Genomic DNA, 23412 nt, shown 5'->3' with positions numbered 1-23412 from the left:
CTCGGGGTTTCCCCGGACAGGGGCGCTCGGGGCGCGCCCCGCCGGCGCGCCGGGGCGGCCCGGTCGCCCGCGGGATGTCCGTTGCCCCCGGACTCTCCTTGTCCCGGGACTTTCCCTGTCCCCAGGCTTGCGCTGTCCCCGGGCTTTCCTCGTCCCCGCGCCTTCGCTGTCCCCGGGCTTTCCTCGTCCCCGCGCCTTCGCTGTCCCCGGACTCTCCATTGTCCCCGGACTTTCCTTGTCCCCAGGCTGTGGACGGCGGGTCGCCCGCGCCCCGCCTCGCGGCGGTCAGGCCGGGAGGGAGCGGGCCGTCGGGACGAGCGGACCGGGGACCGCGCGGTGCCGGGGGGCGGCGGTGCCGGTCCAGCAGGAGCCGCGGCGGGCGAGCAGGCGGCGCAGCCACAGCTCGGTGGAGATCAGGTCGGCGAGGCCGTCGAGCGGGACGGGTTCGCCGTCGGTGGCGGCCCGCAGGGCGCGGCGGACCACCCGGGCCTCGATCAGGCCCGCGTCGGCGAGCAGCGGGGCGTCGAAGAGGGCCATCAGCTGGGGCAGCGCGGCCCGCAGCCCGGCGCGGCCGGCGGCGGCCGGGACCGCTGGGTGCGGGGCGCCCCAGCCGGGCGGCAGGTCGTGGATGCCGGAGCCGGCCAGGACGGTGCGCAGCACGCCCGCGCGGGCGTCGGGCTGGACCCGCAGCGACTCCGGCAGGGCCCGGCAGGCCCGTACCACCTGGTTGTCCAGGAAGGGGGCGTGCAGGCGCTGGCTGCGGATCTCGGCGGCCTGCTCCAGGACCCGCAGGTCGGCGGCGGCCCGCGCGAGGGCGGCACGCGCGCGTGCCTCGCCCGGGCGCTGTACGGAGGCGGGCAGGGTCGCGGCCCGGTGCAGCCGGGCCGACACCTCGGCCAGCGCTTCTCCGGTCAGCCAGCGCGCCGCCGGTCCGGGCCGGGACCAGGCGAGCGCGGACAGCGAGGCCTCCAGCGGGCCGTGGCCCTCGGCGGGCGCACGGTTGGCCTCCAACACGCGCGTGGCGGCGGCCTCCAGGCCGGTGCGGTAGGGCGTGCGGGCCAGTCGGCGGGCCGCCCGGTAGACCTGGAGGGGGACGAGCAGGGCGCCCGCCGAGGGCCCGCTGGCCTTGGCGAGCGCGGTCACCGGCCGCACCAGGGAGCGCCGCCGGCGGTCCATCAGGAGGTCGGCCAGACGCGCCGGATGGGCGTCGAGGACCTGGCGGGCGCCGAAGCCGGTGAAGTGGTCGGCGCTGCCGCCGGCGAGCCGCCGCCGGTGGCGCTCGGCCGTCACCAGAGAAGGGCCGGGTTCGTCGGTCAGCGGGCCTTCGAGCTCGGCGTACGGGAGGGCTTCCTCGCCCGCCGCGACGACGACGTGGTGCAGCCGCGGGTTGGCGGCGATCTCGCGGGCCCGGGCCAGTTCCTCCTGGCTGCCGGGCCCGGTGAGGTCGTTGAAGGTGACGGCGAGCAGCCGCTCCCCCGCCCCGGTGCCGTGCCCGAGGACGGTGCCGGGCAGGCCTGGCAGTCCGGCGGCGAGCAGGGCAAGGGTGCCCGAGGCGCTGCCGCCGGACAGGTCGGCGCCGATGCCGGGCGCGGGCGCGCCGCCGCGGGCCGCGCGCCGGTCGGCGGGCCCCATGCCGGGCACCGGGCCCGGGTCGGGCAGCGGCACCTCGGGTGCGTGCCGGGGCGCGGTGAGCCGGGCCCGTACCGCCTCGACCAGTGCGTCCCGCACCGCCTCCACGGCCTGCCGCGGATCGGCCTCGGGCGCGGCGACGGCGAGCGAGGCGACCGTCTCGTAACCGGCGATCTCGCGGGAGCCCTCGCGCAGGATCAGCGCGTGCCCGGGCGGCACCCGGCGCACGCCCTCGTACGGGGTGGAGTCGCGCAGCGCCTCCGGGGTCTCGGGGCAGGCGAGCAGCGCCGCCAGGTGACCGATGTCGAGCTGCGCCTCGGTGAGGTCGGCGAGCGGAAGCGCTGCGGTGCCGAAGGCGGTGCCGCCGGCCCACGGGGTGTGGAACACCGGCCGGGCGCCGGCGAGGTCGCCGGTGACGGTGACGCGGCGGCCGACCTTCACGACGGCGGTGTAGCTGCCCGGCCAGGCGGTCAGGTGCCGCAGTGCGCCCCCGCGCGCGGTGAGCAGTCCGCGGCGCAGTTCCTCGTCGCTCGCGGCGCAGCAGCCGAGCACGGCGAGCCGGGTCTGCGCGTCGACGTCGACCAGGCGCACCTCGTCGGGCCGCCAGTCGCCGACCGCCCACAACGGGTCGGGGTCGCCCCACAGGAGTTGCGCGCCCACCGGGTGCACCGTGCGCCCCTCGGCGGGGTCGCCGACCGCGCCGGCCGATCCCGGGGAGCCGGGCGGCGTCGTGGGCGGGCCGCCGAAGCGCGCGGCGACACTGCTCCAGCCCACCAGCCACCGCATCGCCGCCTCCACAAAGGTCGAGTGGAGGACATGCTGCCATGACAACGGCGCACGGGGGGTGTCACGGGTGGCATCGCCACAAGCGCGAATGCGCCCCTGGCATGGGCCAGTTGAGACGCCCTGCCGAACCATCAGATTTCGGCCATTCTCAACTGCCCGGCGGGCGGGGGTTTGCGCGGCAGTCCGGGAGGCGAAAGCCTCCCGGAGCCGTCCGCCGCCCGCGGGGATTGGGGCGGCGGTGTCCCCCAGCCCACCCGGTCCGGGACATCGGTCCTCGGCCAAGTGGGCCGACCCACGCAGCACTCATGGAAGCGCTCCCCCGGGTCACCGACGAGAGCGCACGGGCGGGCGCACGGCCACACGGCGGGAGCACGTCCGGCCCGGCGCGGACCGCCGCTCATTCCATCCCACAACAATCTCGCCATACGGAACACCGCCCCTTAACGGTCGGGATCCGGCGAACTACGCTGTGCTTACGAATGCCGCACGCCTATGCCCGGCGTTGTGCCCGGCGCGCGGCAGCCGTCTGGGTGTCGTGTCGAGGGGTGGCGTCATGTCCAGGGAGCAACGCGGGCCGAACGAAAAGCTCGGCACGGTTCTCGCCCTCGCGGGAATCAGCAATGCCGGGCTCGCCCGGCGCGTCAACGATCTCGGTGCGCAGCGGGGCCTGACCCTGCGCTACGACAAGACCTCGGTGGCCCGGTGGGTCTCCAAGGGCATGGTGCCGCAGGGCGCCGCCCCCCACCTGATCGCCGCCGCCATCGGCCAGAAACTCGGCCGGCCCGTCCCGCTGCACGAGATCGGGCTCGCCGACGCCGACCCCGCGCCCGAGGTGGGCCTCGCCTTCCCGCGCGACGTCGGCGAGGCGGTCCGCTCCGCCACCGACCTCTACCGGCTGGATCTCGCCGGTCGGCGCGGCGGCAGCGGCATATGGCAGTCGCTCGCCGGCTCCTTCTCGGTGAGCGCCTACGCGACCCCCGCCTCCCGCTGGCTGATCACGCCCGCCGACCCGTCGGTCGAGCGCCCCGCGCCCCGCCCGGACGGGCCGCCCGGCCCCCTGGGCGCGGCGGCCGCGGCAGGCACCGGCACCGGGACGGGGACGGGGACGCCCGGCGGCGAGCACCCGGAGCACACGCGCGTGGGCCACAGCGACGTCGCCAAACTGCGCGAGGCCGCCGAGGACGCCCGCCGCTGGGACTCCAAGTACGGCGGCGGCGACTGGCGCTCCTCCATGGTCCCCGAGTGCTTACGCGTGGACGCGGCGCCGCTGCTGCTCGGCTCCTACTCCGACGAGGTCGGCCGCGCCCTGTTCGGCGCGACCGCCGAGCTGACCCGGCTCGCCGGCTGGATGGCCTTCGACACCGGCCAGCAGGAGGCCGCCCAGCGCTATTACATCCAGGCGCTGCGGCTCGCCCGCGCCGCCGCCGACGTGCCCCTCGGCGGCTACGTGCTGGCCTCCATGTCGCTCCAGGCCACCTACCGGGGCTTCGCCGACGAGGGCGTCGACCTCGCCCAGGCCGCCCTGGAGCGCAACCGCGGCCTGGCCACCGCCCGCACCCTGTCCTTCTTCCGGCTCGTCGAGGCCCGGGCGCACGCCAAGGCCGGCGACGGCACCGCCGCCGCGGCCTCGCTCAAGGCCGCCGAGGGCTGGCTGGAGCGCTCCCGCGAGGGCGACCCCGACCCGAGCTGGCTCGGCTTCTACACGTACGACCGGTTCTGCGCCGACGCCGCCGAGTGCTACCGCGACCTGAAGCTGCCCCGGCAGGTGCGCCGCTTCACCGAACAGGCACTGTCCCGGCCCACCGAGGAGTACGTGCGCTCGCACGGCCTGCGGCTCGTCGTGTCGGCCGTCGCCGAGCTGGAGTCCGGCAACCTGGACGCCGCCTGCGCCGCCGGCACGCGCGCGGTGGAGGTCGCCGGACGGATCTCCTCCGCCCGCACGACCGAGTACGTACGGGACCTGCTGCACCGGCTCGAACCGTACGGGGACGAGCCCCGGGTCGCGGAGCTGCGCGAGCGGGCCCGCCCGCTGCTCGTCGCCCCGGCGTGACCGGCCCCGCGCGCACGGGGCCAGGACCGGACCGCACCGCGTGACACTCGTCCCACGGTGCGGTCGGTTTAGCCGGGATGTCAGTGGGCCAGTGCACTATCAGGGGTGGGAGGTGGCGCTGGTGTCCAGGTCGGACCGCTACGACTGTGACGTGCTCGTGATCGGCGGCGGGATCGTCGGTCTGTCGACCGCGTACGCGATCACGCGCGCCGCGCCCGGCACCCGGGTCACCGTCCTGGAGAAGGAGCACGCCCCGGCCCGCCACCAGACCGGGCGCAACAGCGGCGTGATCCACAGCGGGATCTACTACCGCCCCGGCTCGCTCAAGGCCCGCTTCGCCGTCACCGGCGCCGCCGAGATGGTGAAGTTCTGCGCCGAGTACGGCATCCCCCACGAGGTCACCGGCAAGCTGATCGTCGCCACCGACCGCGAGGAGCTGCCCCGCCTGCACGCCCTCGTGCAGCGCGGCAGGGAGAACGGGATCCCGGTCCGCGAGCTCGGCCCCGCCCAGATCACCGAGTACGAGCCGCGGGTGCGCGGACTGGCCGCGATCCACGTCGGCACCACCGGCATCGTCGACTACGGGCAGGTGGCGTCCAAGCTCGCCGAGGCCTCCGGCGCCCGCATCCTCTACGGCTCCCCGGTCACCCGGATCGACCGCAGGCCCTGGGGCGTGGCCGTGCGCACGGCCGCCGGACGCGTGGTGCGCGGCCGGGTCCTGGTCAACTGCGCGGGCCTGCACTGCGACCGGGTGGCCCGGCTCGCGGGCGACGACCCGGAGATGCGGATCGTCCCCTTCCGCGGGGAGTACTACGAGCTGGCCGACCCCTCGCTCGTCCGCGGCCTGGTCTATCCGGTGCCCGACCCCGCCTTCCCCTTCCTCGGCGTCCACCTCACCCGCGGCATCGACGGCGGCGTGCACGTCGGGCCGAACGCGGTCCCGGCGCTCGCCCGCGAGGGCTACGGCTGGTCCGTGATCCGCCCCGGCGAGCTGGCCGAGACCCTGGCCTGGCCCGGCAGCTGGGCCATCGCCCGCGCCCACTGGCGCTACGGAGCCGGCGAGCTGCACCGCTCCCTGTCCAAGCGCGCCTTCACCGAGGCGGTACGGCGGATGCTGCCGCTCGTCGAGGAGCGCGACCTGCGCCGCACCGCCCCGGGCGTCCGGGCCCAGGCCGTCCTGAAGGACGGCACCCTGGTCGACGACTTCCTGATCCGCGAGTCCACCCGCACCGTGCACGTGCTCAACGCGCCCTCCCCGGCCGCGACCGCCTCGCTGCCGATCGGCCGCGAGGTCGCGGGCCGCGCCCTGGCCCTGCTGTAGGGGCGGCCGCCCCCGCCCGCCGGGCCCGTGCCCCCCGCCGGAGGCCCGCCCCGCCCCGTAGAATCGGGGCATTGTGTCTGAGCAGCCTGAGAACATCCCGCACACCGCCCCCGCCGAAGAGCCCGCTCCTGCCGAGGAGCCCGCTCCCGCGGCGGAGCGCGCCTCCGACGAAGCGCGCGTCTCCGACGAGGAGCGCGCCGGGCAGCGCGTCGCGCTGCGCGGCAGCCAGAGGTTCGCGCCCGGCGAGGGCCCCCTGCCGGACCCGGCGGGCTCGCACTACGAGCGGCGGATCCGCAGCTTCCAGCCGCGCCGCAGCCGCGTCACCACCGGCCAGGCCGAGGCCATGCTGAAGCGCTGGCCCGACTGGGGCCTCGACATCGACGGCAAGCGGGTGCTCGACCTGGACGAGATGTTCGGCGGGCTGCCGGTCGTCCTGGAGATCGGCTTCGGCATGGGCGAGGCCACCGCGCAGATGGCCGCCGCCGACCCCGGCACCGGCATCCTCGCCGTGGACGTCCACACCCCCGGCCAGGGCAATCTGCTCGGCCTCGCCGACCGCAACGGCCTCACCAACGTCCGGGTCGCCAACGGCGACGCGATCATCCTGCTGCGCGAGATGCTGCCGCCGGAGTCCCTCGCCGGCTGCCGGGTCTACTTCCCGGACCCGTGGCCGAAGAAGCGCCACCACAAGCGGCGCCTGATCCAGCCGGAGTTCCTCACGCTGCTCGCGCCCCGGATGGCGAAGGGCGCGCTGCTGCACTGCGCCACGGACTGGGAGCCGTACGCGGAGCAGATGCTGGAGGTGCTGAACGCGCACCCCGACTTCGAGAACAGCCAGGCCGACGGCGGCTACGCGCCCCGGCCCGGTTTCCGGCCGCTGACCCGCTTCGAGGGCCAGGGCCTGGACAAGGGACACGTGGTCCACGACCTGCTGTTCCACCGCCGCTAGCCGCGGCGCGAGCGGTCCGCGTTCCGGACCTGGCCCGGGCCTGACCGGGGCCGGGTCCGGGCCGGGGAGGGCCGAGCGGCGAGTTTTCCACAGGCTGGAAGAACCCCCTCGCCGCTGTCGGTGCCGCTGGTTAGGGTCGTTGCGTGTCCTCGAATCGCATCGCCGGACCTGCCACCGGACCCGCCTCGGGCCCGGTCGCCGCACCCGGCACCGTCCCCGCGCAGGCGGGCGCCCCCGGCCGGGCGTTCGTCCCGGCGCCCGCTCCCGTGCCCGAACTCGAGAGCGAGCAGCCGGACTTCGCCGCCGTGCCGGAGCGGTCCAAGTGGCGCTACAAGCCCCGCAGGGTCTGGCGCAGCCGGCTGGTCCGGGCGATCGCCCTGATCACCGTGCTCGCGCTGTGCGCGCTGGTGATCCTGGCGATCGTGCGCCGGGAGACCGGCACCGAGGGCTTCCTCGTGGGCCTCGGCCTCGCCGTGCTGCCGGTGCCGCTGCTCGTCTTCGCCTTCCGCTGGCTCGACCGCGTCGAGCCGGCCCCGTGGAAGAACCTGCTGTTCGCGCTCGCCTGGGGCGCCTTCGCCTCCACGCTGGTGGCGATCTTCGCGAACTCCTTCGCCGTGGAGTGGATCAGCAGCGCCACCGCCGACCCCGGCTCCGCGGAGTCGCTGGGCGCGACCGCCGTCGCCCCGGTCGTGGAGGAGACCGCCAAGGGCGCGGCGGTGCTGCTGCTCTTCCTCTTCCGCCGCCGGGACTTCACCGGCCCGGTCGACGGGCTGGTCTACGCGGGCTTCACCGCGACCGGCTTCGCCTTCACGGAGAACATCCTCTACCTGGGCAACGCCTTCGGCGAGGACCAGACCCTCGGCTCCGGCGGCCTCGGCACCACGGTGGCCACGTTCTTCGCGCGGGTCATCATGTCCCCGTTCGCGCACCCGCTCTTCACCTCGCTCACCGGACTCGGCCTCGGCTTCGCCGCGCTGCTGCCGGCGGGCGCCCGCTTCCGCCGCACCCGGCTGTGGCTGCTGCCACTGGCCGGCCTGCTCCTCGCGATGGGCCTGCACGCCCTGTGGAACGGCTCGGCGACCTTCCACCCGCTGGCCTTCGTCCTGGTCTACGGCATGTTCATGGTGCCGGTCTTCGCCCTGCTCACCTGGCTCGCGATATGGAGCCGGCAGAAGGAGCTGCGGACGATATCCGGCGAGCTCCCGGCCTACGCGACGGCCGGCTGGCTCGCCCTCGACGAACCGCTCGCGCTCTCCTCGATGCGGGCCCGCTCGATGGCCCGCGGCTACGCGGCCCGCACCTTCGGCAAGCCGGGCGCACGGGCCGTCGGCGAGTACGAGGCCTTCGCCACCACCCTGGCCTTCCTGCGGCACCGGGCCCGCCGCGGACTGGCCCCGCAGGACTTCACCGCCCGCGAGCAGGAGCTGCTGCACCACCTGTGGCAGCGCCGCCAGGTGGCCTCCCCGGCCCTGACCTACGCGGCCCGGGCGACCGGCCGGGTCTGGGCGCCGCCGCAGTACCTGGACTACGGCGGCTACAACCCGTACCGGAGCTAGCCGGACCGCAGCCGCGGCCGACGGACCGCAGGCGGGCAGACCGCATACGGCTGACGGGCAGACGGGCAGACGGCGGACCGCCCACCGCACCGGCCGCACCGGCCGCGCGAGCCGCGCGGCCCCGGGACCCCCGCCCCCGGCTCCGGCCCCGCTCAGGCCTCGGAGGCCTCAGATGCCTCGGAGGCCTCGGTCAGGGTGGCCAGCTCGGCCTCGGTGAGCTCCAGGTCGGCGACCGCGACGAGGGCCGGGAGCTGCTCGACCGTACGGGCCGAGGCGATCGGCGCGGCGACGGTGGGGCGGGAGGCGAGCCAGGCGAGGGCGACGGTGGCGGGCTCGGCGCCGCGCGCCTCGGCGACCGCGTCCAGGGCGGCGAGCACCCGCTGCCCGCGCTCGGTCTCGGCGAGCGCGGCGGCCCGCGGGGCGCGGACGCTGTCGACGACCTTGCCGGGGCGGTACTTGCCGGTGAGGAAGCCGGACGCCAGGCCGTAGTACGGCACGGCCGCGAGGCCGCCCTGCCGGGCGACGTCGAGCAGCGGGCCCTCGTAGGTCTCGCGGGAGACCAGGTTGTAGTGCGGCTGGAGGGCGACGTAGCGGGCGAGGCCCTCGGCCTCGGCGAAGTCGAGCGAGGCCCGCAGCCGCTCGGGGGAGATGTTGGAGGCGGCGACGGCACGCACCTTGCCGTCCTTCACCAGCTGGTCCAGGGCGGTGACGATCTCCTCCACCGGCACCGACTCGTCGTCGAAGTGCGTGTAGTAGAGGTCGATGTGGTCGGTGCCGAGCCGGCGCAGCGACTCCTCGGCGGCGGCCTTGATGGTCGCGGCGCTCAGGCCCTTGAAGTCCGGGTGGGCGCCGACCTTGGTGGCGACGAGGATGTCCGAGCGGTTGCCCCGGGAGGCCAGCCAGCGGCCGATCACCGTCTCGGACTCGCCGCCCCGGTTGCCCTCGGCCCAGGCCGAGTAGACGTCGGCGGTGTCGACGAAGTTGCCGCCGGCGGCGACGTAGGCGTCGAGCACGGCGAAGGACTGCGCTTCGTCGGCGCTCCAGCCGAAGACGTTGCCACCGAGGGCGAGCGGGAAGACATGCAGGTCGGAGGTGCCGAGACGGCGGAGTGAAGTCATGAAGAGATCAACTCCGCCCGCCGGTCACGCTATTCCGGACCGACCCCGCACAGGCACCACGCACCGCGCGCCCAGCGCACCGCGCGCCACCCACTCAGCGGCGGCGCCACCCACTCAGCACCGGCGCCCCGGACCCGCGCCCTAGACGGACAGGCCCTTGGAGCGCAGCCAGGCGGCCGGGTCGATGCCGTCGCCGGACGGGGTGTGCACCTCGAGGTGGAGGTGGGGGCCGGTGACGTTGCCGGTGGCGCCGACGCGGCCGATGGTCTCGCCGGTGCCGACGGACTGGCCGACGCCGACGGTCATGGAGGAGAGGTGGCAGTACCAGACCTCGGTGCCGTCCGCCATCTCCAGGACGATCCGGTAGCCGTAGGCGCCGGACCAGCCGGCCGACTTCACGGTGGCGCCGTGGACGGCCTTGACCGGGGTGCCGGTGGGGGCGGCGAAGTCCAGTCCGGTGTGGTAGCCGGAGGACCACATGGAGCCGGCCTCGCCGTAGGTGGAGGTGATCGTGTACGAGGTGGTCGGCAGCGCGTAGCTGGCGGCGAGCTGGGCCAGGCGCTCGGCCTCGGCCTTCGCCGCGGCCTCCTCCTCGGCCTTGCGCTTCGCCTCGGCGGCCGCCTTCTCCGCCGCGTCCGCCTTGGCCTGGGCCTCGGCCGCCGCCTTCTCGGCCGCGAGCTTCTCCGCGGCCTCCTTCTCGGCGGCGTCGGCGACGGCCTGCTGCTGCTCGGCCTGCTGGAGGATCCGGGCGCGCAGCGCCTCGCCCGCGTCGGCGGTCGTCCGCGTCCCGGTCGCCGCGTTGCCGGCGCTCTGCGGGGCGGCGTCGGGGGTGGTGTAGGTCAGCGCGGTGAGCGGCTGGGCGGCGTTGCCCGCGGCCTCGGAGCCGGAGTCCTCGTGGTCGTCGGAGGCGCCGATGAGCTCGCCGACGCCGGGCAGGTCCGCGGCGTCGGGCAGGTCGACGTCCGGCAGGGCTATCGAGACCGGGGGCTTCTGCTGCGCGGTGGCCAGACCGCCGGCGCCGACGGCGGCGATGACGCCGACGCCGAGGACGGTGGAGGAACGCGCGAAGTTGGAGCGCTGCTTGACGACACGGTGGCGTCCGCCGGAGCGGTTCTGCGCGCGCAGGGAGTCCTCGGTGGGGTTCCACTCCTCCGTGCCCCCGTCCAGGGCGCCCGGCGCAGCGGCGGCGTCGTAGGAGGCGAAGGGGGTTTGCGGAGCAGGGGTGTTGGACGCCACGGAGGCGCTCTCCTTTCCTTCCTTCTCGCCTACCGGGTTAGCTGACGGGTTCGGAGCAGGAAGGTCTCCTACGGGCGTGCCGCACGGGTGCGGTGGGGCCCGATTCACCCCAAGTGGTGGTTCCCCGGTTCCCTTGCGGGATTCGGCGCACGCGCACGGTGCCGTCTCTTGCGACGGCTGTGACGACCGCGCTGCGTTATCGAACGTTAATAGACACGGCCCTCCGATTCCAAGCCGTTCCCCTTGATCATTAGCTGAATTGGGAGGGAATCGCCCGAGTTGAACGCCCTTCAGAAACACAGGCGTTCACAGAAGGAATCTGACGTTGAGTCAATTGTTATCGGAGGGAGACCCTTCGACTACGGCCTGTCATCGGTGCCACGAGCGTCCTGCCCGGCACCACTGTCACCGCCGCGCACCGCTCCCACTCCCGTCCCCGCTCCCACTCCCGGTCCCGCCCCGGGTCCCGGTCCCTGTCCCGCCCCGGGCGCCACTGTCCCCCGGCACCACCGGCATGGTGCGTCGCCGCTCCGGCTGCCCCGCCGCCGGGCGGGCCACCGCGAGCAGCGCCATGTCGTCCGTCGTCGCCCCGCCCGTGTGCCGCCGCACATCGGCCACCAGCGCGTCGAGCAACTCCTCCGGCCCCGGGAAGAGGCGCCCCGCGAGCCGCCCCTTCGGGTCGTAGAACTCGCCCGCCGCGTCCCGCGCCTCCGACAGCCCGTCCGTGTAGAAGAGCAGCGTCGCCCCCGGCGGATACGGCGACACGTCCACCCGGTCCGGCCAGACCGCCAACTCCCCCATGCCCAGCGGCAGTGCCGCCTCGCTCGGCAGCAGGGGCTCGACGCCGCCGTCCGCGTGCAGCAGCAGCGGCTCCGGATGCCCGCGGTTGACCACCCGGACCACCCGGTCACCGCCCGGGATCTCGGCCAGCACCGCCGTCGTGAACCCCTCGAAGGCGTCCAGCCCGGTCCGCCGCGTGCCTTCCCGGGCCAGCGCCCGCTCCAGCCGCTCGGCCACCTCCTCCAGGGTGGCCTCCTGTTCGGCCGCCTCCCGGAAGGCGCCGATGACCACCGCCACCGCCTCGACCGCGTCGAGCCCCTTGCCCCGCACGTCGCCGACCACCAGCCGTACCCCGAAGGGCGTGTCCTGGACCGCGAACAGGTCGCCGCCGATGAACGCGTCGGCCTGCGCCGCCTCGTACCGCGCCGCGATCTGCAGCCCGCCGATCCGCTCGGCCGGCGCCGGCAGCACCGCCCGCTGCGCCGTCTCGGCGATCACCCGGGCCGAGGCCAGCCGCTCCCCGCTGCGCCGCACCACCCGGCTGACCAGCACCGCCAGCGCCGAGACCGTGGCGACCGTCAGGGACTCCGTGAGGGCCGGGATCGTGTCGGCCGTCGCGTTGTAGTTGTGCAGCCCGACGCACGCCAGGACCGCCGCGATCCCGGTCAGCAGCGTCGTCAGGGTCGAGAAGAAGGGAGCGGCGATCAGCGGCGCCGCCGCGTACATGGGGGCGGCGGTGAACGCGGGCGGGGTCATCAGGTCGTAGACCACCCCGCCGACGATCACCAGCGGCGGCAGCGCCCGCAGGAAGCGCCGGGCACCGCGGTACGGCCCGGGGTCGGCGCCCGCAGGCCCGCCCCGCGCCCCACCCGGCGCTCCCGCTGCTCGCGCCACCTGTGCTCTCCCTGGATGCGCCCGGCCGCGGACACCACCGCGACCACCCCAGGGTGCCGTCAGCCCGTGCGGGTCGGCGACTCCTCCTCGGCCGACTGGCGTACGGCGGGGCGCTCCGCGAGCCGCCCGCCGCGCGCCAGGGCCGCCATCGCCGCCGCGCAGCCGAGCCCGACCGCGCACAGCACCAGCCACGGCACCGCCGACCAGCCGGTCGCGTCCAGCAGCACGCCCGTTCCGAGATTCCCGAGCGTGATGCCGATCCCGCAGACGGTGTTGTAGAGCCCGTAGTGGGTGGCCACCCAGCGCCCCCGGGACAGCGCCACCACGGTGTCCATCTCGTACGGGTAGAGCACGGCGTTCGCCACGGCGAGCACCGCCGCGCACAGCAGCAGCGCCGCGAGGGGGCGCCCGAGCGCGGCCGGCACCAGGAACGCCGCCCCCATCAGCCCGAGGCCCAGCACCAGACAGCGCTCGCGCGAGAGCCGCGCCCGGCACCAGGCGGTGATCCGCAGCTGCCCGGCGAGCGCCACCAGGGCCGAGACCACGAACAGCGCCGTGGTCGCCGCCGTGCCGTCCGCGGCCAGCGGCAGCGCCAGATAGACCTGGAAGGACAGCACGTACGAGCCGGTCATGGCGAGCGAGAACAGCCAGAAGGTGCGGTTCGACAGCACCGTGCGGAACTGCCCGCGCTCCTCTCCCCGAGCAGCAGGCGCGGCCGTCTTGTGCCGTACGGGCAGGTGCCGCAGCTGTACGAGGGTCAGCGCGGCGAACAGCAGCGCCGCCACCACGCACGTCAGCCGGAACGACACCCCTGTCAGGGCGACCCCGACGAGCGGCCCGAGCAGGATGCCCGCCTGGTAGTACGTGTTGAACAGGGCGAAGGCCTGGACCCGCCGCTCCTCCCCCGCCTCCGCCGCCAGGTACGCCCGCACCGCCGGGTTGAACAGCGCCCCGGCCAGCCCGGTGGCCAGCGAGGCGGCGATCAGCATCGGCAGCGACTGCGCGAAGGCGAGCGCGCCGAAGCCGAGCGTCCGCAGCGCGCAGCCGGCCACGATCAGCGGCTTGAAGCCGAGCCGGTCGGCGAGGGCGCCGCCGACCAGGAACATGCCCTGCTGCGACAGGTTCCGCGCGCCGAGCACGAGCCCGACCGCCCAGGCCGCCATGCCGAGGCCGTCGGCGAGGTGCGCGGCCAGGTACGGCATCAGCATGTAGAAGCCGAGGTTGATGGTCAGTTGGTTGAGGAAGAGCAGCCGGACGGCCGGTTCGAAGCTGCGCGACTGCTTCCAGATCCCGCCAGCGGCCCGGGCCCTGATCCGGCCCGTGGTCCTGGCCGCGGTCCCGGCCCTGATCCGTCCCGTGGTCCTGGCCTGGGGCCGGCCCGCGCTCCCGCCCGCGGTGTCGCCCGCGGTGTCGCCCGCGCTCATCGGACCCGCTCCAGGACCCGGCGCGTCCAGCCGCTGACCGGCTCGCCCTCGGCGAAGGCGGCCGGCTCGTCCCGTACGGGACCGTCCAGGAGACCGTGGGCCGCGCAGTACTCGTCGTTGAAGACGGTGTCGAAGTAGCGCTGCGGCCCGTCGGGGAAGACGGCGGCGATCCGGGTGCCGCGCGGCCGGGTGCGGGCCAGCCAGCCCGCCACCAGCGCGACCGCGCCCACGCTCCAGCCGCCGGTGGCGAACTGCCGGGCGGCCAGCCGGCGGGCCGCCCGTACCGCCTCGGCCGGACCCACCCAGTGCACCTCGTCGAAGGCGCCGTGGTCCACGTTCGCGGGGTGGATGGACGAGCCGAGGCCGCGCATCAGGCGCGGGCCGGCGGGCAGGCCGAAGACGGTGGAGTTGACCGAGTCGACCCCGACCAGCTCCAGGGCCGGGCTGGCGCCGGCCCGCAGGGCGCGCGAGATGCCGGCCGAGTGCCCGCCGGTGCCGACGGCGCAGACCAGCACGTCGATCCGGTCGAGCTGGTCGGAGAGCTCGGCGGCGAGTCCGGCGTACGCCTCGGGGTTGTCGGGGTTCCCGTACTGGTTGGGCCACCAGGCCCCGGGGAGGGCGAGCAGCAGCTCGGCGACCCGGTCCATCCGGGCCTGCTGCCAGCCGCCGGTCGGGGAGGGCTCGGGCACGACGTGGACGTGGGCGCCGTGGGCGGTCAGCATCCGCTCGACGATCGGTTCGAGCCCGGGGTCGGTGACGACGTGCACGGGGTGTCCGTGCAGGATCCCGGCGAGCGCGAGGCCGAGGCCGAGGGTCCCGGAGGTGGACTCGACGATCGGCGCGCCGGGCCGCAGCTCGCCGCGGCGGCGGGCCGCCTCGACCATGTGGAGCGCGGCGCGGTCCTTGATGCCACCGAAGTTGAAGCCTTCGAGCTTGGCCCAGTAGCCGTCGTCCATCCACAGCACGGGGGTGTTGCCGACGGTCTGCTCGGCGACCGAGAGGAGGTTGGCGGGGTGCGTCATGGGGGTTGCGTCCCTAGGGGTGAGGTCCCGCGCGGGAGCGCCGTGGCCGTGGCCGAGGCCCATGAGGGGCCCCGGGGGGGGCTTGGCCCGTAAGGGAGTCCGTAAGGGAGTCCGTAAGGGAGCCCGGAGGGGCATGGGCCTGTGACGGGTGGTGGCGGCGGCGCGCGGGCAGGCGGAAGAGGCCGGTGTCGCGTGGGGGCGCGGCCGGCCTCAGTTCCGGTTCACTCCGAGGGCGACGAGCAGACTGCCCGGCTCGGGGCCGGGCCCGGCGCGCCCGTGGACGCAGCGCGTGTGCGGCGGCTCGGGGAACACCTCGTCGTACGCGAGGAGCACGGCACCCGAGGCGTCCGGCGCCGACAGCTGGGTCCCGCCGGACTGCGCGGGCAGATGGGCGTCGAAGGACCAGCCCTCGCCGGGCCGCTCGCAGCCGTGCGGCAGGGCGGGCGCGGAGACGCTGGTGGCGGAGGGGCCGCCGGCGAGCGGCAGCGAGTGCCCGTGCGCGCCGTGGCAGACGCCGGCGACGAGGGCGAAGAGCGCGAACAGCAGGAGGACGGCGGGGGCCCGCCGTCCTGCCTCCTCGCGCACTGTCACTCGTCCGTCACTCATGGTGCTCGCGACGTTACGCGGAGCGCTCGCGGACCCGCAAAGGGACAGGCGCGGTTTTGGCCACCGTTTACTTCGGACTCGCCCGCACCGCACGGGGGGGCACGGAGGCGGGGACGAAGGCGCGGGGGCGGGGACGCATGGCCTGGAGAATGGCTCGGAGAATGACCGAGAACGCCGAAGGCCCGGATCCGTCATCCAGATCCGGGCCTTCGGGCTACTGAGTAGCGGGGACAGGATTTGAACCTGCGACCTCTGGGTTATGAGCCCAGCGAGCTACCGAGCTGCTCCACCCCGCGTCGGTGAATACGACCTTACGCCATGGACGGCGGAAACCGAAATCCGTTTCCTCAGCAGCCGCAGTCCTCCGCGTCCACGGGCGCCGTCAGCGGGTCGGCGGCCTGCTGGGCGGGGCCCTCCCAGGTCTCGTACGCGAAGCCCTCGCGCACCCAGTACTCGAAGCCGCCGAGCATCTCCTTCACCTGGAAGCCGAGCTCGGCGAGGGCGAGCGCGGCGCGCGTGGCGCCGTTGCAGCCGGGGCCCCAGCAGTACGTGACGACCGGGACGTCCTTGTCGAGGAGCTGCTCGGCCTGCTCGGCGATGAGCGCGGTCGGCAGGTGGACGGCGCCGGGCACGTGGCCCTGGTCCCAGGAGGCGGTGGAGCGGGAGTCGATCACGACGAAGCCGGGGTCGACGCCGGTGGCGCGGGCGTCGGCGAGGGCGGCGGCCACGTCGGAGACGTCGGCGTGGAAGGCGAGGCTGGCCGAGAAGTAGGCAGCGGCGGCGTCCGGGGAGGCCGGCGGCGTCCGGAGCACGGCGTTCAGGGGACGGGCGGCGCCGAGGGGGCCCGTGGGGCCAGTGGAGCCGGTGGAGCCAGTGGAGCCGGTGGGGTTGACCTGGGGCGTTGTCGTCGTCATGGTCATCAATCTAAGGACGATGATCTTCGTCCTGAAGGGATCATCCACGGCGGTCGGGGGCCTCGGCCGGGGATTCCCGGGTGTTCGGCGGGGTGCGGCGCGGATCTCACGTACCGGAATCCGTCGGCCGAGCCCCGTCACATTCCCGGACGCCGGTCCGTCATCACGGTGGGACCCTGAGACGACCACGGAGGGGAAGTCGGCTGATGGAGAAGGACCAGGGCCAGAACCGGGAGCTGGACCGGGACCAGGATCAGGAGCTGGACCGGGACCGGGAGCTGCTGGCCCGGCGTTTCGAGGCGGACCGCGGGCATCTGCGGGCCGTCGCGTACCGGATGCTCGGCTCGCTCAGCGAGGCGGAGGACGCCGTCCAGGAGGCCTGGATCCGGCTCAACCGCTCCGACGTGAGCGAGGTGCACAACCTCAGCGGCTGGCTGACCACCGTCGTCGGCCGGGTCTGCCTGGACCTGCTGCGCTCGCGCGCCTCCCGGCGCGAGGACCCGCTGGAGTACTACATCCCCGACCCGGTCGTACGGGAGGAGGGCGCCGGCGACCCCGAGCAGGAGGCGCTGCTCGCGGACTCCGTCGGGCTCGCGCTGCTGGTCGTCCTGGAGACGCTGAGCCCGGCCGAGCGCCTGGCCTTCGTGCTGCACGACATGTTCGCGGTCTCCTTCGACGAGATCGCGCCCATCGTCGACCGCACGCCCGCCGCCACCCGTCAGCTCGCCAGCCGCGCCCGCCGCCGCGTGCAGGGCGCGACCCCTGCCCCGGCCCCCGACGCCACCCGCCAGCGCGAGGTCGTGAACGCCTTCCTCGCCGCCTCCCAGGGCGGCGACTTCGAGGGCCTGCTCGCGGTCCTCGACCCGGACGTGGTGCTGCGCGTCGACGGCGGCGTCCTCTCCGCGGCCGCCTCCAAGCTGGTCCGCGGCGCCGAGGCGGTCACCGCGCAGGCCCTCACCTTCGCGAAGTTCCGCCACTCCAGCCGCCCGGTCACCGTCAACGGCGCAGCCGGCCTGGTCTCCCTGGTGGACGGCGCCCCGGTCGGCCTCATGGCCTTCACGATCGTCGAGTCCCGCATCGTCCGCATCGACATCGTGGCCGATCCGGAGCGTCTGGCGGCGCTGGGCGTGCACTGACGCTCGGGCACTCGGGCGCTCGGGCGCTCAGGCGCTCAGGCGTGGGCCCGTGCCGTGAGGTACGGGTCCCGCCGCAGCGCCTCGCGGCTGCCGAGCAGCGTCCCCGCCGCGAGCCCGGCGGCGGGCAGCAGGAGCGCGGCCAGCGCCCACGGCACCCCCGGCAGGGCGTCGGCGCGGGCGACCGGCAGCCCGAGCGCGGCACCGATCGGGCCGGTGAGCAGCACCGGGAGGAGGGTGCCGAGGGCGACCCCGGCGACGCCGGCGACGGCGCCGGTCAGCAGGGCCTCGGTGAGCAGGATCCGGCGCAGCTCGGGACGCCCGGTGCCGAGGATCCGCAGCACCGCGAACTGCCCGAGCCGCGCCCGTGCGCTGTCCGCGGCCCGTACGGCTCCGAGGGCGGCGGCGCCGACCGCGAGGAGCAGCACCCCGGCGCGTACGGCGAGATCGGCGGCGCCGAACAGGCCGGGCAGCTCGCGCACCCGGTCGGACACCGGGGAGGCGGCGAACCCGGCGGCGCGCAGCGCGGCGGCGACGCCGGCCACCTGCCGCTGGTGCCCGACCACGACGACGGCCGACGCGGCGCCCTCCCGGTCACGGAAGGCCGCGGGTTCCTGCCCGGCGCGGGCCGCGGCGAGCAGGGCGGCGGTGTCCTCGGAGACGTACGCGGCGTCGGGGCCGTCGACCTGCCAGCCCGGGTCGTACACGGCGACGACCCGCAGGCCGATCAGGGCGGTGGTGCCGGACGCGGTGCCGGTCGCGCGGGTGTGGCCGAAGGTGAGGGTCCGGCCGACCGAGCCGGTGAAGTCGGTGCCCTGCGCGGCGGCCGGCAGGACGACCTCGTGCGGGCCGAGCCGGGCGGGGAGGCGGCCCCGGGTGACCGGCAGGTCCTCGCCGCGGGTGAGGGTGTGGCTGGTGAGGTCGTACGTGCCCTCGTCCGCCGCGTACAGCGCCGCCGGATAGTCGGCGACGACCCGGCGGACCCCGGGCAGGGCAGCCGCCTCGCGCAGCCCGGAGGTGGTGAGCGGCCGGACCGACTCCCGCCCCTCGAAGGAGGAGAGCTCGATCCGGGTGAGCCCGCCGGAGCGCAGTACGTCGCGCTCGACGGCCCCGGTCGCCCCGGCCGCGACTCCGGCGGCGGCGGTCAGCAGCGCGGACAGCACGGTCAGCGTCGGCAGCGCCCGGCGCAGCGAACGCCCGTCCCGGGCCCAGGTGTAGCGCGCCCAGCGGCTCATGCCCGGCCCTCCTCGACGAGCTCGGACAGCACGCCCGCCCGCAGGACGTACCGCCGGTCGCAGGCCGCCGCGACCGCCCGGTCGTGCGTCACGAGCAGCACGGCCGCGCCGCGCGCGGCGCACGAACGCAGCGCCGCCAGCACGGAGTCGGCGTTGTCCGGGTCCAACCCGGAGGTCGGCTCGTCGGCCAGCACCAGCGCCGGCCGCTTCACGGCCGCCCGCGCGACCGCGACCCGCTGCCGCTGCCCGCCGGACAGCTCGGCCACCCGCGCCTCCGCCGCCTCCCCCATCCCGAGCTCCCCGAGCAGCCCCCGCGCCTCGGCCTCGTGCCGGGCGAGCCGCGGCCCGAAGGCGGCGGCGACGTTCTCCCAGGCGTTCAGGAACGGCAACAACCCCAAGTCCTGCAGCACGATCCCCACCGCCCGCCCCCGCAACCGATCCCGCTCCCCCGCCCCCAGCCCCCCGACGTCCACGCCCCCGATCCGCAGCACCCCGGCCCCCGGCGCCAGAATCAGCCCGAGCACGGCGAGCAAGGTGCTCTTCCCCGCCCCCGACGGCCCCTCGACCCCGACCACCTCCCCCGCCCCCAACCGCAGATCGGCCCGTACGAGCCCACCTCCGGACGCGTATCCGAAGGCGAGGCCCTCTGCCTCGACGGCGGGAGGGGGTGCGCTGCTCATGGGGGGGACCCTTCTGGTGCGTCAGGGGCAGGGTCCGCAGCATCACCGACCGCGCTTCTCTCCGCACCCCGCGTGGCTGTCCGGGAATCGCCGGTCCGCTGCCTCGGCGACCAGGGCGGACGCCCCCGGAGGCGGCCGGCCGGGGCAGGCGAAAGGATGCGGCCGGGGTGGCGGGCAGGGCGATCCGGACAGGGAGGGGCGAGGGGGGTTCACCCGGGGGTGGGACGACGGAGCCCCCGGGGTCGGTCTGACGGATCGACACCCGGGGGCTTTCGTGAGTAGGCCGTGTGGGACTCGAACCCACAACCAATGGATTAAAAGTCCACTGCTCTGCCAATTGAGCTAACGGCCCGTGCACGGGCACACCCGTGCAGCATAGCCGGAGCGCCACCCGAAACCGATCGGGTATCGGCCGCGGGGCGCGGCGCGGGTGGGCCGGACGGCGGAACGCCCGCGCCCCCCTGCGTGGGGGACACGGGCGTTCGCGTGAGGGCTACGAGGCGTCAGCCGTTGCGCTTCCAGCGCGGCTTGTCGTCGCGGCGGAAGCCGCCGCGGTCGTCACGACGGTCGCGGTTGAAGGACGGACGGTCGTCGCGGCGGTCGCGGTTGAACGGGCGGTCGTCGCGGCGGTCCCGGTTGAAGGGGCGGTCGCTGCCGCGGTGGCCGCCGGAGGGGCGGTCGTCGCGGCGGAAGCCGCCACGGTCGTCACGGCGGTCGAAGTCACGGCGCTCGTCGCGACGGTCGCGGTTGAACGACGGACGGTCGTTGTCCCGGCGGAAGCCACCGCGGTCGTCACGACGGTCGTCGCGACGGTCGTCACGGCGGTCACGGTTGAAGGACGGACGCTCGTCACGGCGCTCGTCACGACGGTCGCGGTTGAACGACGGACGGTCGTTGTCCTGGCGGAAGCCGCCACGGTCGTCACGACGCTCCTCGCGACGGAACGCGGGACGCTCGTCACGGCGCTCGTCACGACGGTCGCGGTTGAACGACGGACGGTCGTTGTCCCGGCGGAAGCCACCGCGGTCGTCACGACGGTCGTCGCGACGGTCGTCACGGCGGTCGCGGTTGAACGACGGGCGCTCCTCGCGGCGCTCCGCGTCGCGGCGCTCCTGGCGGGCGCGCTCCGCCTCGGCGGCGGCAGCGGCCGCGGCGAGCTCGGCCTCGGCGGCCTCGGTCACCTCGGCGACGGCGGCCTCCGGGTCCTCGCCGCGCTCACGGGCGGCGCGGGCGACCAGGCGGTCGGCCTCCTCGCGGAGCTCGACGGCACGGCGCTGCAGGCGCTCCAGCTGCTTCGTCAGGTCGGCGACCTCGCGCTCGGCCTGCTTGGCGGCGTTGTTCGCGGAGTCGGCCTGGACCTCGGTCAGGGACCGGGCGCCGGTGATCTCGGCGACCTCGGGGTCGAACGCGCCGGCACCGCCGACGATGTGGCGCGAGGCGTCCACGCCCGCGTCCTCCATCAGGCGGAAGATCTGGCGGCGCTGGTGCGGCAGGGCCAGGGAGACGACCGTGCCGGACTGGCCGGCGCGGGCGGTACGGCCCGAGCGGTGCAGGTAGTCCTTGTGGTCGCCGGCCGGGTCCACGTTGAGGACCAGGTCGATGCCGTCGACGTGGATGCCGCGGGCGGCGACGTCGGTGGCGACGAGGACGTTGACGTAACCGTCCTTGAAGTCGGCCAGGGTGCGGGTGCGCGCGCCCTGGGTCATGCCGCCGTGCAGCGCGTCGGCCTTCACGCCCGAGTCGCGCAGCTGCTCGGCGACGCGGTCGGCGCCCAGCTGGGTGCGGACGAAGATGATGGTGCGGCCCTTGCGGGCGGCGATGGCGGCGGTGACCGGGGCCTTGTCCTTCGGCTTCACGACCAGGACGTGGTGGGTCATCGTGGTGACGGCACCGGCGGACGGGTCGACCTCGTGGGTGACCGGGTTCACCAGGTAGCGCTTCACCAGGCTGTCGATCTCGTTCTCCAGCGTGGCGGAGAAGAGGAGGCGCTGGCCGCCGACCGGGACCTGGTCGAGCAGCTCGGTGACCTCGGGCAGGAAGCCCAGGTCGGCCATCTGGTCGGCCTCGTCGAGGACGGCGACCTGGACCTGCTCCAGGGAGCAGGCGCCGCGGTTGATGATGTCGCGCAGACGGCCGGGGGTGGCGACGAGGATGTCGACGCCGCGCTCCAGGGCGTAGATCTGGTTGCCCATCGACGTACCGCCGCAGACGACCTTCATGCGCAGGCCGAGCACGTCGCCGTACGGCTGGAGGGCGTCCGCGACCTGCATCGCGAGCTCGCGGGTCGGGGTGAGGATGACGCCGCGGGGCTTCTTCTTCTCGGTCTGGCCGCCGGCCAGGGTGGCGAGCAGCGGGAGGCCGAAGGAGAGGGTCTTGCCGGAGCCGGTGCGGCCGCGGCCGAGGATGTCCTTGCCGGCCAGGGCGTCCGGGATGGTCGCGGCCTGGATCGGGAAGGGGGTGGTCACGCCGTTCTGGGCGAGCTTGCGCACGACGCCCTCGGGCAGGCCCAGGTCACCGAAGGTGATCTCCGGGACCTCGGGGGTCTCGTCGTCGGCGGTCACGTCGGCCTCGAGGACGTCCTCGACGTCGACGTCGAGGTCGGTGTCGAGGTCGGCCTCGACGGCCGCGACGGTCTCTTCGGCCTCGACGACGATCTCGTCGTTCTCGGGCATGACGGCGTGATCAGAAAAAATGGACATGCGAAATGCGAAACCTTCCGGAGTCTCGGCACGCGCCCGTCAACTCCGTGTTTCGCACAATGACCGCCTCAATGCGGTCAGCCACGGCAAGGGAGAGTACGCGCCAGTCACGGCGCTCTTCGGTCTTGGCGCCGGGCAAATGGGATCAAACGATCTACCACCATACGCACTCTCCCCCGCCCAAGGCAAACCGATCCCCGTCACATCGGTCCGGCCTGCGGCGATGCCGCCGGCTCCGCCGCCCCTCCCCGCCGCTCGGCGGCCCGCATCGCACCCAGATGGGTGTCCGCGCCGGGCGTCGTCGTCGGCGTCTCGGAGACGCTCGGCTCGGGCGTCGGCTCCTGCGTCGGCTGCGCGGTCGGTTCCTGGGTCGGCTCGGGCGTCGGGTCCACCGGCGGCGGGGTCTCCCCGCCCGGTTCGCCCGAGCCGCCGCCCGTCACCGGGCCGCCCGGCTCCCCGCCCGGCGGCTGCTGCGGCTTCGGCGCCCCACCGGGGCCCTCCTTGCCCGGCGCGCCGGTCGGCTTGGCCGAGGCGCTCGGCGAGCCGCTGGGCACCGGCGTCTCCTCGCCCTCGCCGTCCGGGTCGGGGCCGCTGCGGCCCGTACGGTCGTAGCCGTTGCCCTGGTGCCCGCCGGAGAGTCCGCCGTCGGCCGCGGTGTCGGTCGCCGTGCCGTGCTTCCCCGCGGACGTGCTGGGCGCCGGCTTGGCCCCGTCGTCGCTCACACTCATACAACCGCTCAGACCCGCGCAGGCGGCGACCGCCAACGCGGTGGCGGCCCATCTCGCGGGGGTGGGCAAATGGCGCACGGAGGCACCTCCAGGACAGGACGGGCAGGCAGGATCGGGACGCTGATCGAACGCGTTGCCCTGCCCAACTCCCTCGGCGCCACAAGGGACACGCCCGGCCTCGTACGGGAAGCCCGCGGCCCCGCACGGGACACGCCCGGCACCGAACCACCCCCGACCGCCCGCCCCGGTCAGCCGTACCCGACCGCCCGCCTCCCGGTCAGCCGTACCCGAGCGCGTGCAGCCGCTCGTCGTCGATGCCGAAGTGGTGCGCGATCTCGTGGACGACGGTGATCTCGGTCTCCGCGACCACGTCCTCGCGCGTCTCGCACATGCGCAGGGTGGGACCCCGGTAGACGGTGATCCGGTCCGGGAGCACCCCGGCGTACCACTCGCCCCGGTCGGTCAGCGGCGTTCCCTCGTAGAGCCCGAGCAGCTCGGGGTCGTCCGGCGAGGGCTCGTCCTCGACGAACACGGCGACGTTGTCCATCAGCCGGGTGAGCTCCGGCGGGATCCGGTCCAGGGCTTCGGCGACGAGTTCCTCGAACTCCTCGCGCGTCATCTCCAGCACGCGCCCATTCTCCCCTCCCCGGGC

General features: G+C 75.1%; 18 protein-coding genes, 2 tRNA genes and 1 riboswitch. Of the genes, 5 read left to right on the top strand and 15 right to left on the bottom strand.

The window, feature by feature from the left end; genetic code table 11:
• Positions 1-285: 285 nt before the first annotated feature.
• Complete coding sequence (locus tag ACIGW2_RS13755) at positions 286-2415, bottom strand: asparagine synthase-related protein (protein ID WP_399843489.1); 2130 nt, start codon at positions 2413-2415, stop codon at positions 286-288.
• A 553-nt stretch (positions 2416-2968) separates the two neighbouring features.
• On the opposite strand from ACIGW2_RS13755, the gene ACIGW2_RS13750 reads away from it, so the two are divergent.
• From ACIGW2_RS13750 to ACIGW2_RS13735, 4 genes are all read left to right on the top strand, one after another.
• Complete coding sequence (locus ACIGW2_RS13750) at positions 2969-4465, top strand: MFS transporter (protein ID WP_391655780.1); 1497 nt, start codon at positions 2969-2971, stop codon at positions 4463-4465.
• A 121-nt stretch (positions 4466-4586) separates the two neighbouring features.
• Positions 4587-5786, top strand: coding sequence for an L-2-hydroxyglutarate oxidase (gene lhgO / locus ACIGW2_RS13745; protein ID WP_399843487.1), 1200 nt, complete (start codon positions 4587-4589; stop codon positions 5784-5786).
• A 73-nt stretch (positions 5787-5859) separates the two neighbouring features.
• A complete protein-coding gene (gene trmB / locus ACIGW2_RS13740) occupies positions 5860-6735 on the top strand; it encodes a tRNA (guanosine(46)-N7)-methyltransferase TrmB (protein WP_391655781.1) in 876 nt (291 codons plus the stop codon).
• A 266-nt stretch (positions 6736-7001) separates the two neighbouring features.
• A complete protein-coding gene (locus ACIGW2_RS13735) occupies positions 7002-8291 on the top strand; it encodes a PrsW family intramembrane metalloprotease (RefSeq protein WP_361579163.1) in 1290 nt (429 codons plus the stop codon).
• A 152-nt stretch (positions 8292-8443) separates the two neighbouring features.
• Here the strand turns inward: ACIGW2_RS13735 and ACIGW2_RS13730 are convergent, their stop codons facing one another.
• From ACIGW2_RS13730 to ACIGW2_RS13695, 8 genes are all read right to left on the bottom strand, one after another.
• Positions 8444-9409 carry an aldo/keto reductase gene (locus ACIGW2_RS13730; RefSeq protein ID WP_399843486.1) on the bottom strand — a complete coding sequence of 322 codons (966 nt, stop codon included), beginning with the start codon at positions 9407-9409 and terminating at the stop codon, positions 8444-8446.
• A 141-nt stretch (positions 9410-9550) separates the two neighbouring features.
• Entirely contained in the window at positions 9551-10645 is a 1095-nt protein-coding gene (locus tag ACIGW2_RS13725; protein WP_399843483.1) for a M23 family metallopeptidase, read from the bottom strand.
• A gap of 11 nt (positions 10646-10656) precedes the next feature.
• Positions 10657-10803, bottom strand: a riboswitch (cyclic di-AMP (ydaO/yuaA leader).
• A gap of 247 nt (positions 10804-11050) precedes the next feature.
• On the bottom strand, positions 11051-12319 hold the full coding sequence (locus ACIGW2_RS13720) for a PP2C family protein-serine/threonine phosphatase (RefSeq protein ID WP_399843480.1): 1269 nt from the start codon (positions 12317-12319) through the stop codon (positions 11051-11053).
• A 59-nt stretch (positions 12320-12378) separates the two neighbouring features.
• The gene (locus tag ACIGW2_RS13715; protein ID WP_399843477.1) at positions 12379-13743 is read right to left on the bottom strand and encodes an MFS transporter; all 1365 of its coding nucleotides are present in this window, start codon (positions 13741-13743) and stop codon (positions 12379-12381) included.
• Positions 13740-14765 carry a PLP-dependent cysteine synthase family protein gene (locus ACIGW2_RS13710; protein WP_361579109.1) on the bottom strand — a complete coding sequence of 342 codons (1026 nt, stop codon included), beginning with the start codon at positions 14763-14765 and terminating at the stop codon, positions 13740-13742. The genes ACIGW2_RS13715 and ACIGW2_RS13710 overlap by 4 nt, the downstream gene beginning before the upstream one ends.
• Positions 14766-14975: 210 nt before the next feature.
• Positions 14976-15371: a hypothetical protein gene (locus ACIGW2_RS13705; RefSeq protein WP_399843474.1), complete on the bottom strand. Its 396-nt coding sequence runs from the start codon at positions 15369-15371 to the stop codon at positions 14976-14978.
• 222 nt (positions 15372-15593) lie between these two features.
• Positions 15594-15667 (bottom strand) — tRNA-Met (locus ACIGW2_RS13700).
• A 51-nt stretch (positions 15668-15718) separates the two neighbouring features.
• Complete coding sequence (locus tag ACIGW2_RS13695; protein ID WP_399843473.1) at positions 15719-16285, bottom strand: rhodanese-like domain-containing protein; 567 nt, start codon at positions 16283-16285, stop codon at positions 15719-15721.
• Between the two features lie 206 nt (positions 16286-16491).
• On the opposite strand from ACIGW2_RS13695, the gene sigJ reads away from it, so the two are divergent.
• Positions 16492-17421 carry an RNA polymerase sigma factor SigJ gene (sigJ, locus tag ACIGW2_RS13690; RefSeq protein WP_399843472.1) on the top strand — a complete coding sequence of 310 codons (930 nt, stop codon included), beginning with the start codon at positions 16492-16494 and terminating at the stop codon, positions 17419-17421.
• A gap of 35 nt (positions 17422-17456) precedes the next feature.
• Here the strand turns inward: sigJ and ACIGW2_RS13685 are convergent, their stop codons facing one another.
• The 6 genes from ACIGW2_RS13685 to ACIGW2_RS13660 all read right to left on the bottom strand — a co-directional run bounded on the left by ACIGW2_RS13685 (position 17457) and on the right by ACIGW2_RS13660 (position 23388).
• Positions 17457-18653 (bottom strand): FtsX-like permease family protein, encoded by a 1197-nt coding sequence (locus ACIGW2_RS13685; RefSeq protein WP_399843469.1) that lies wholly within the window; start codon positions 18651-18653, stop codon positions 17457-17459.
• A complete protein-coding gene (locus tag ACIGW2_RS13680) occupies positions 18650-19333 on the bottom strand; it encodes an ABC transporter ATP-binding protein (protein WP_391655790.1) in 684 nt (227 codons plus the stop codon). Before ACIGW2_RS13680 ends, ACIGW2_RS13685 begins: the two co-directional genes overlap by 4 nt.
• A 279-nt stretch (positions 19334-19612) precedes the next feature.
• Positions 19613-19685, bottom strand: a tRNA-Lys gene (locus tag ACIGW2_RS13675).
• A gap of 151 nt (positions 19686-19836) precedes the next feature.
• Positions 19837-22032, bottom strand: coding sequence for a DEAD/DEAH box helicase (locus ACIGW2_RS13670; RefSeq protein WP_399843468.1), 2196 nt, complete (start codon positions 22030-22032; stop codon positions 19837-19839).
• Positions 22033-22232: 200 nt separating this feature from the next.
• On the bottom strand, positions 22233-22760 hold the full coding sequence (locus ACIGW2_RS13665) for a hypothetical protein (protein ID WP_399843465.1): 528 nt from the start codon (positions 22758-22760) through the stop codon (positions 22233-22235).
• Positions 22761-23037: 277 nt separating this feature from the next.
• On the bottom strand, positions 23038-23388 hold the full coding sequence (locus ACIGW2_RS13660) for a metallopeptidase family protein (RefSeq protein ID WP_356068393.1): 351 nt from the start codon (positions 23386-23388) through the stop codon (positions 23038-23040).
• Positions 23389-23412 lie beyond the last annotated feature (24 nt).

The sequence above is a fragment of the Streptomyces sp. NPDC053541 genome, from assembly GCF_044544705.1.
Taxonomy (GTDB): Bacteria; Actinomycetota; Actinomycetes; order Streptomycetales; family Streptomycetaceae; genus Streptomyces.
The sequence above is the reverse complement of the archived record's forward strand: the minus strand, read 5'-3'. Positions and strand labels throughout refer to the sequence as shown.

Excerpts from the sequence above, each read along its gene's own strand:
- ACIGW2_RS13710 (WP_361579109.1), bottom strand. The coding sequence starts at position 14,765 with ATGACGCACCCCGCCAACCTCCTCTCGGTCGCCGAGCAGACCGTCGGC.
- ACIGW2_RS13715 (WP_399843477.1), bottom strand. The coding sequence starts at position 13,743 with ATGAGCGCGGGCGACACCGCGGGCGACACCGCGGGCGGGAGCGCGGGC.
- ACIGW2_RS13755 (WP_399843489.1), bottom strand. The coding sequence starts at position 2,415 with ATGCGGTGGCTGGTGGGCTGGAGCAGTGTCGCCGCGCGCTTCGGCGGC.
- ACIGW2_RS13695 (WP_399843473.1), bottom strand. The coding sequence starts at position 16,285 with ATGACGACGACAACGCCCCAGGTCAACCCCACCGGCTCCACTGGCTCC.
- ACIGW2_RS13750 (WP_391655780.1), top strand. The coding sequence starts at position 2,969 with ATGTCCAGGGAGCAACGCGGGCCGAACGAAAAGCTCGGCACGGTTCTC.
- ACIGW2_RS13665 (WP_399843465.1), bottom strand. The coding sequence starts at position 22,760 with ATGAGTGTGAGCGACGACGGGGCCAAGCCGGCGCCCAGCACGTCCGCG.
- ACIGW2_RS13670 (WP_399843468.1), bottom strand. The coding sequence starts at position 22,032 with ATGTCCATTTTTTCTGATCACGCCGTCATGCCCGAGAACGACGAGATC.
- sigJ (WP_399843472.1), top strand. The coding sequence starts at position 16,492 with ATGGAGAAGGACCAGGGCCAGAACCGGGAGCTGGACCGGGACCAGGAT.
- ACIGW2_RS13730 (WP_399843486.1), bottom strand. The coding sequence starts at position 9,409 with ATGACTTCACTCCGCCGTCTCGGCACCTCCGACCTGCATGTCTTCCCG.
- ACIGW2_RS13685 (WP_399843469.1), bottom strand. The coding sequence starts at position 18,653 with ATGAGCCGCTGGGCGCGCTACACCTGGGCCCGGGACGGGCGTTCGCTG.
- ACIGW2_RS13705 (WP_399843474.1), bottom strand. The coding sequence starts at position 15,371 with ATGAGTGACGGACGAGTGACAGTGCGCGAGGAGGCAGGACGGCGGGCC.
- ACIGW2_RS13680 (WP_391655790.1), bottom strand. The coding sequence starts at position 19,333 with ATGAGCAGCGCACCCCCTCCCGCCGTCGAGGCAGAGGGCCTCGCCTTC.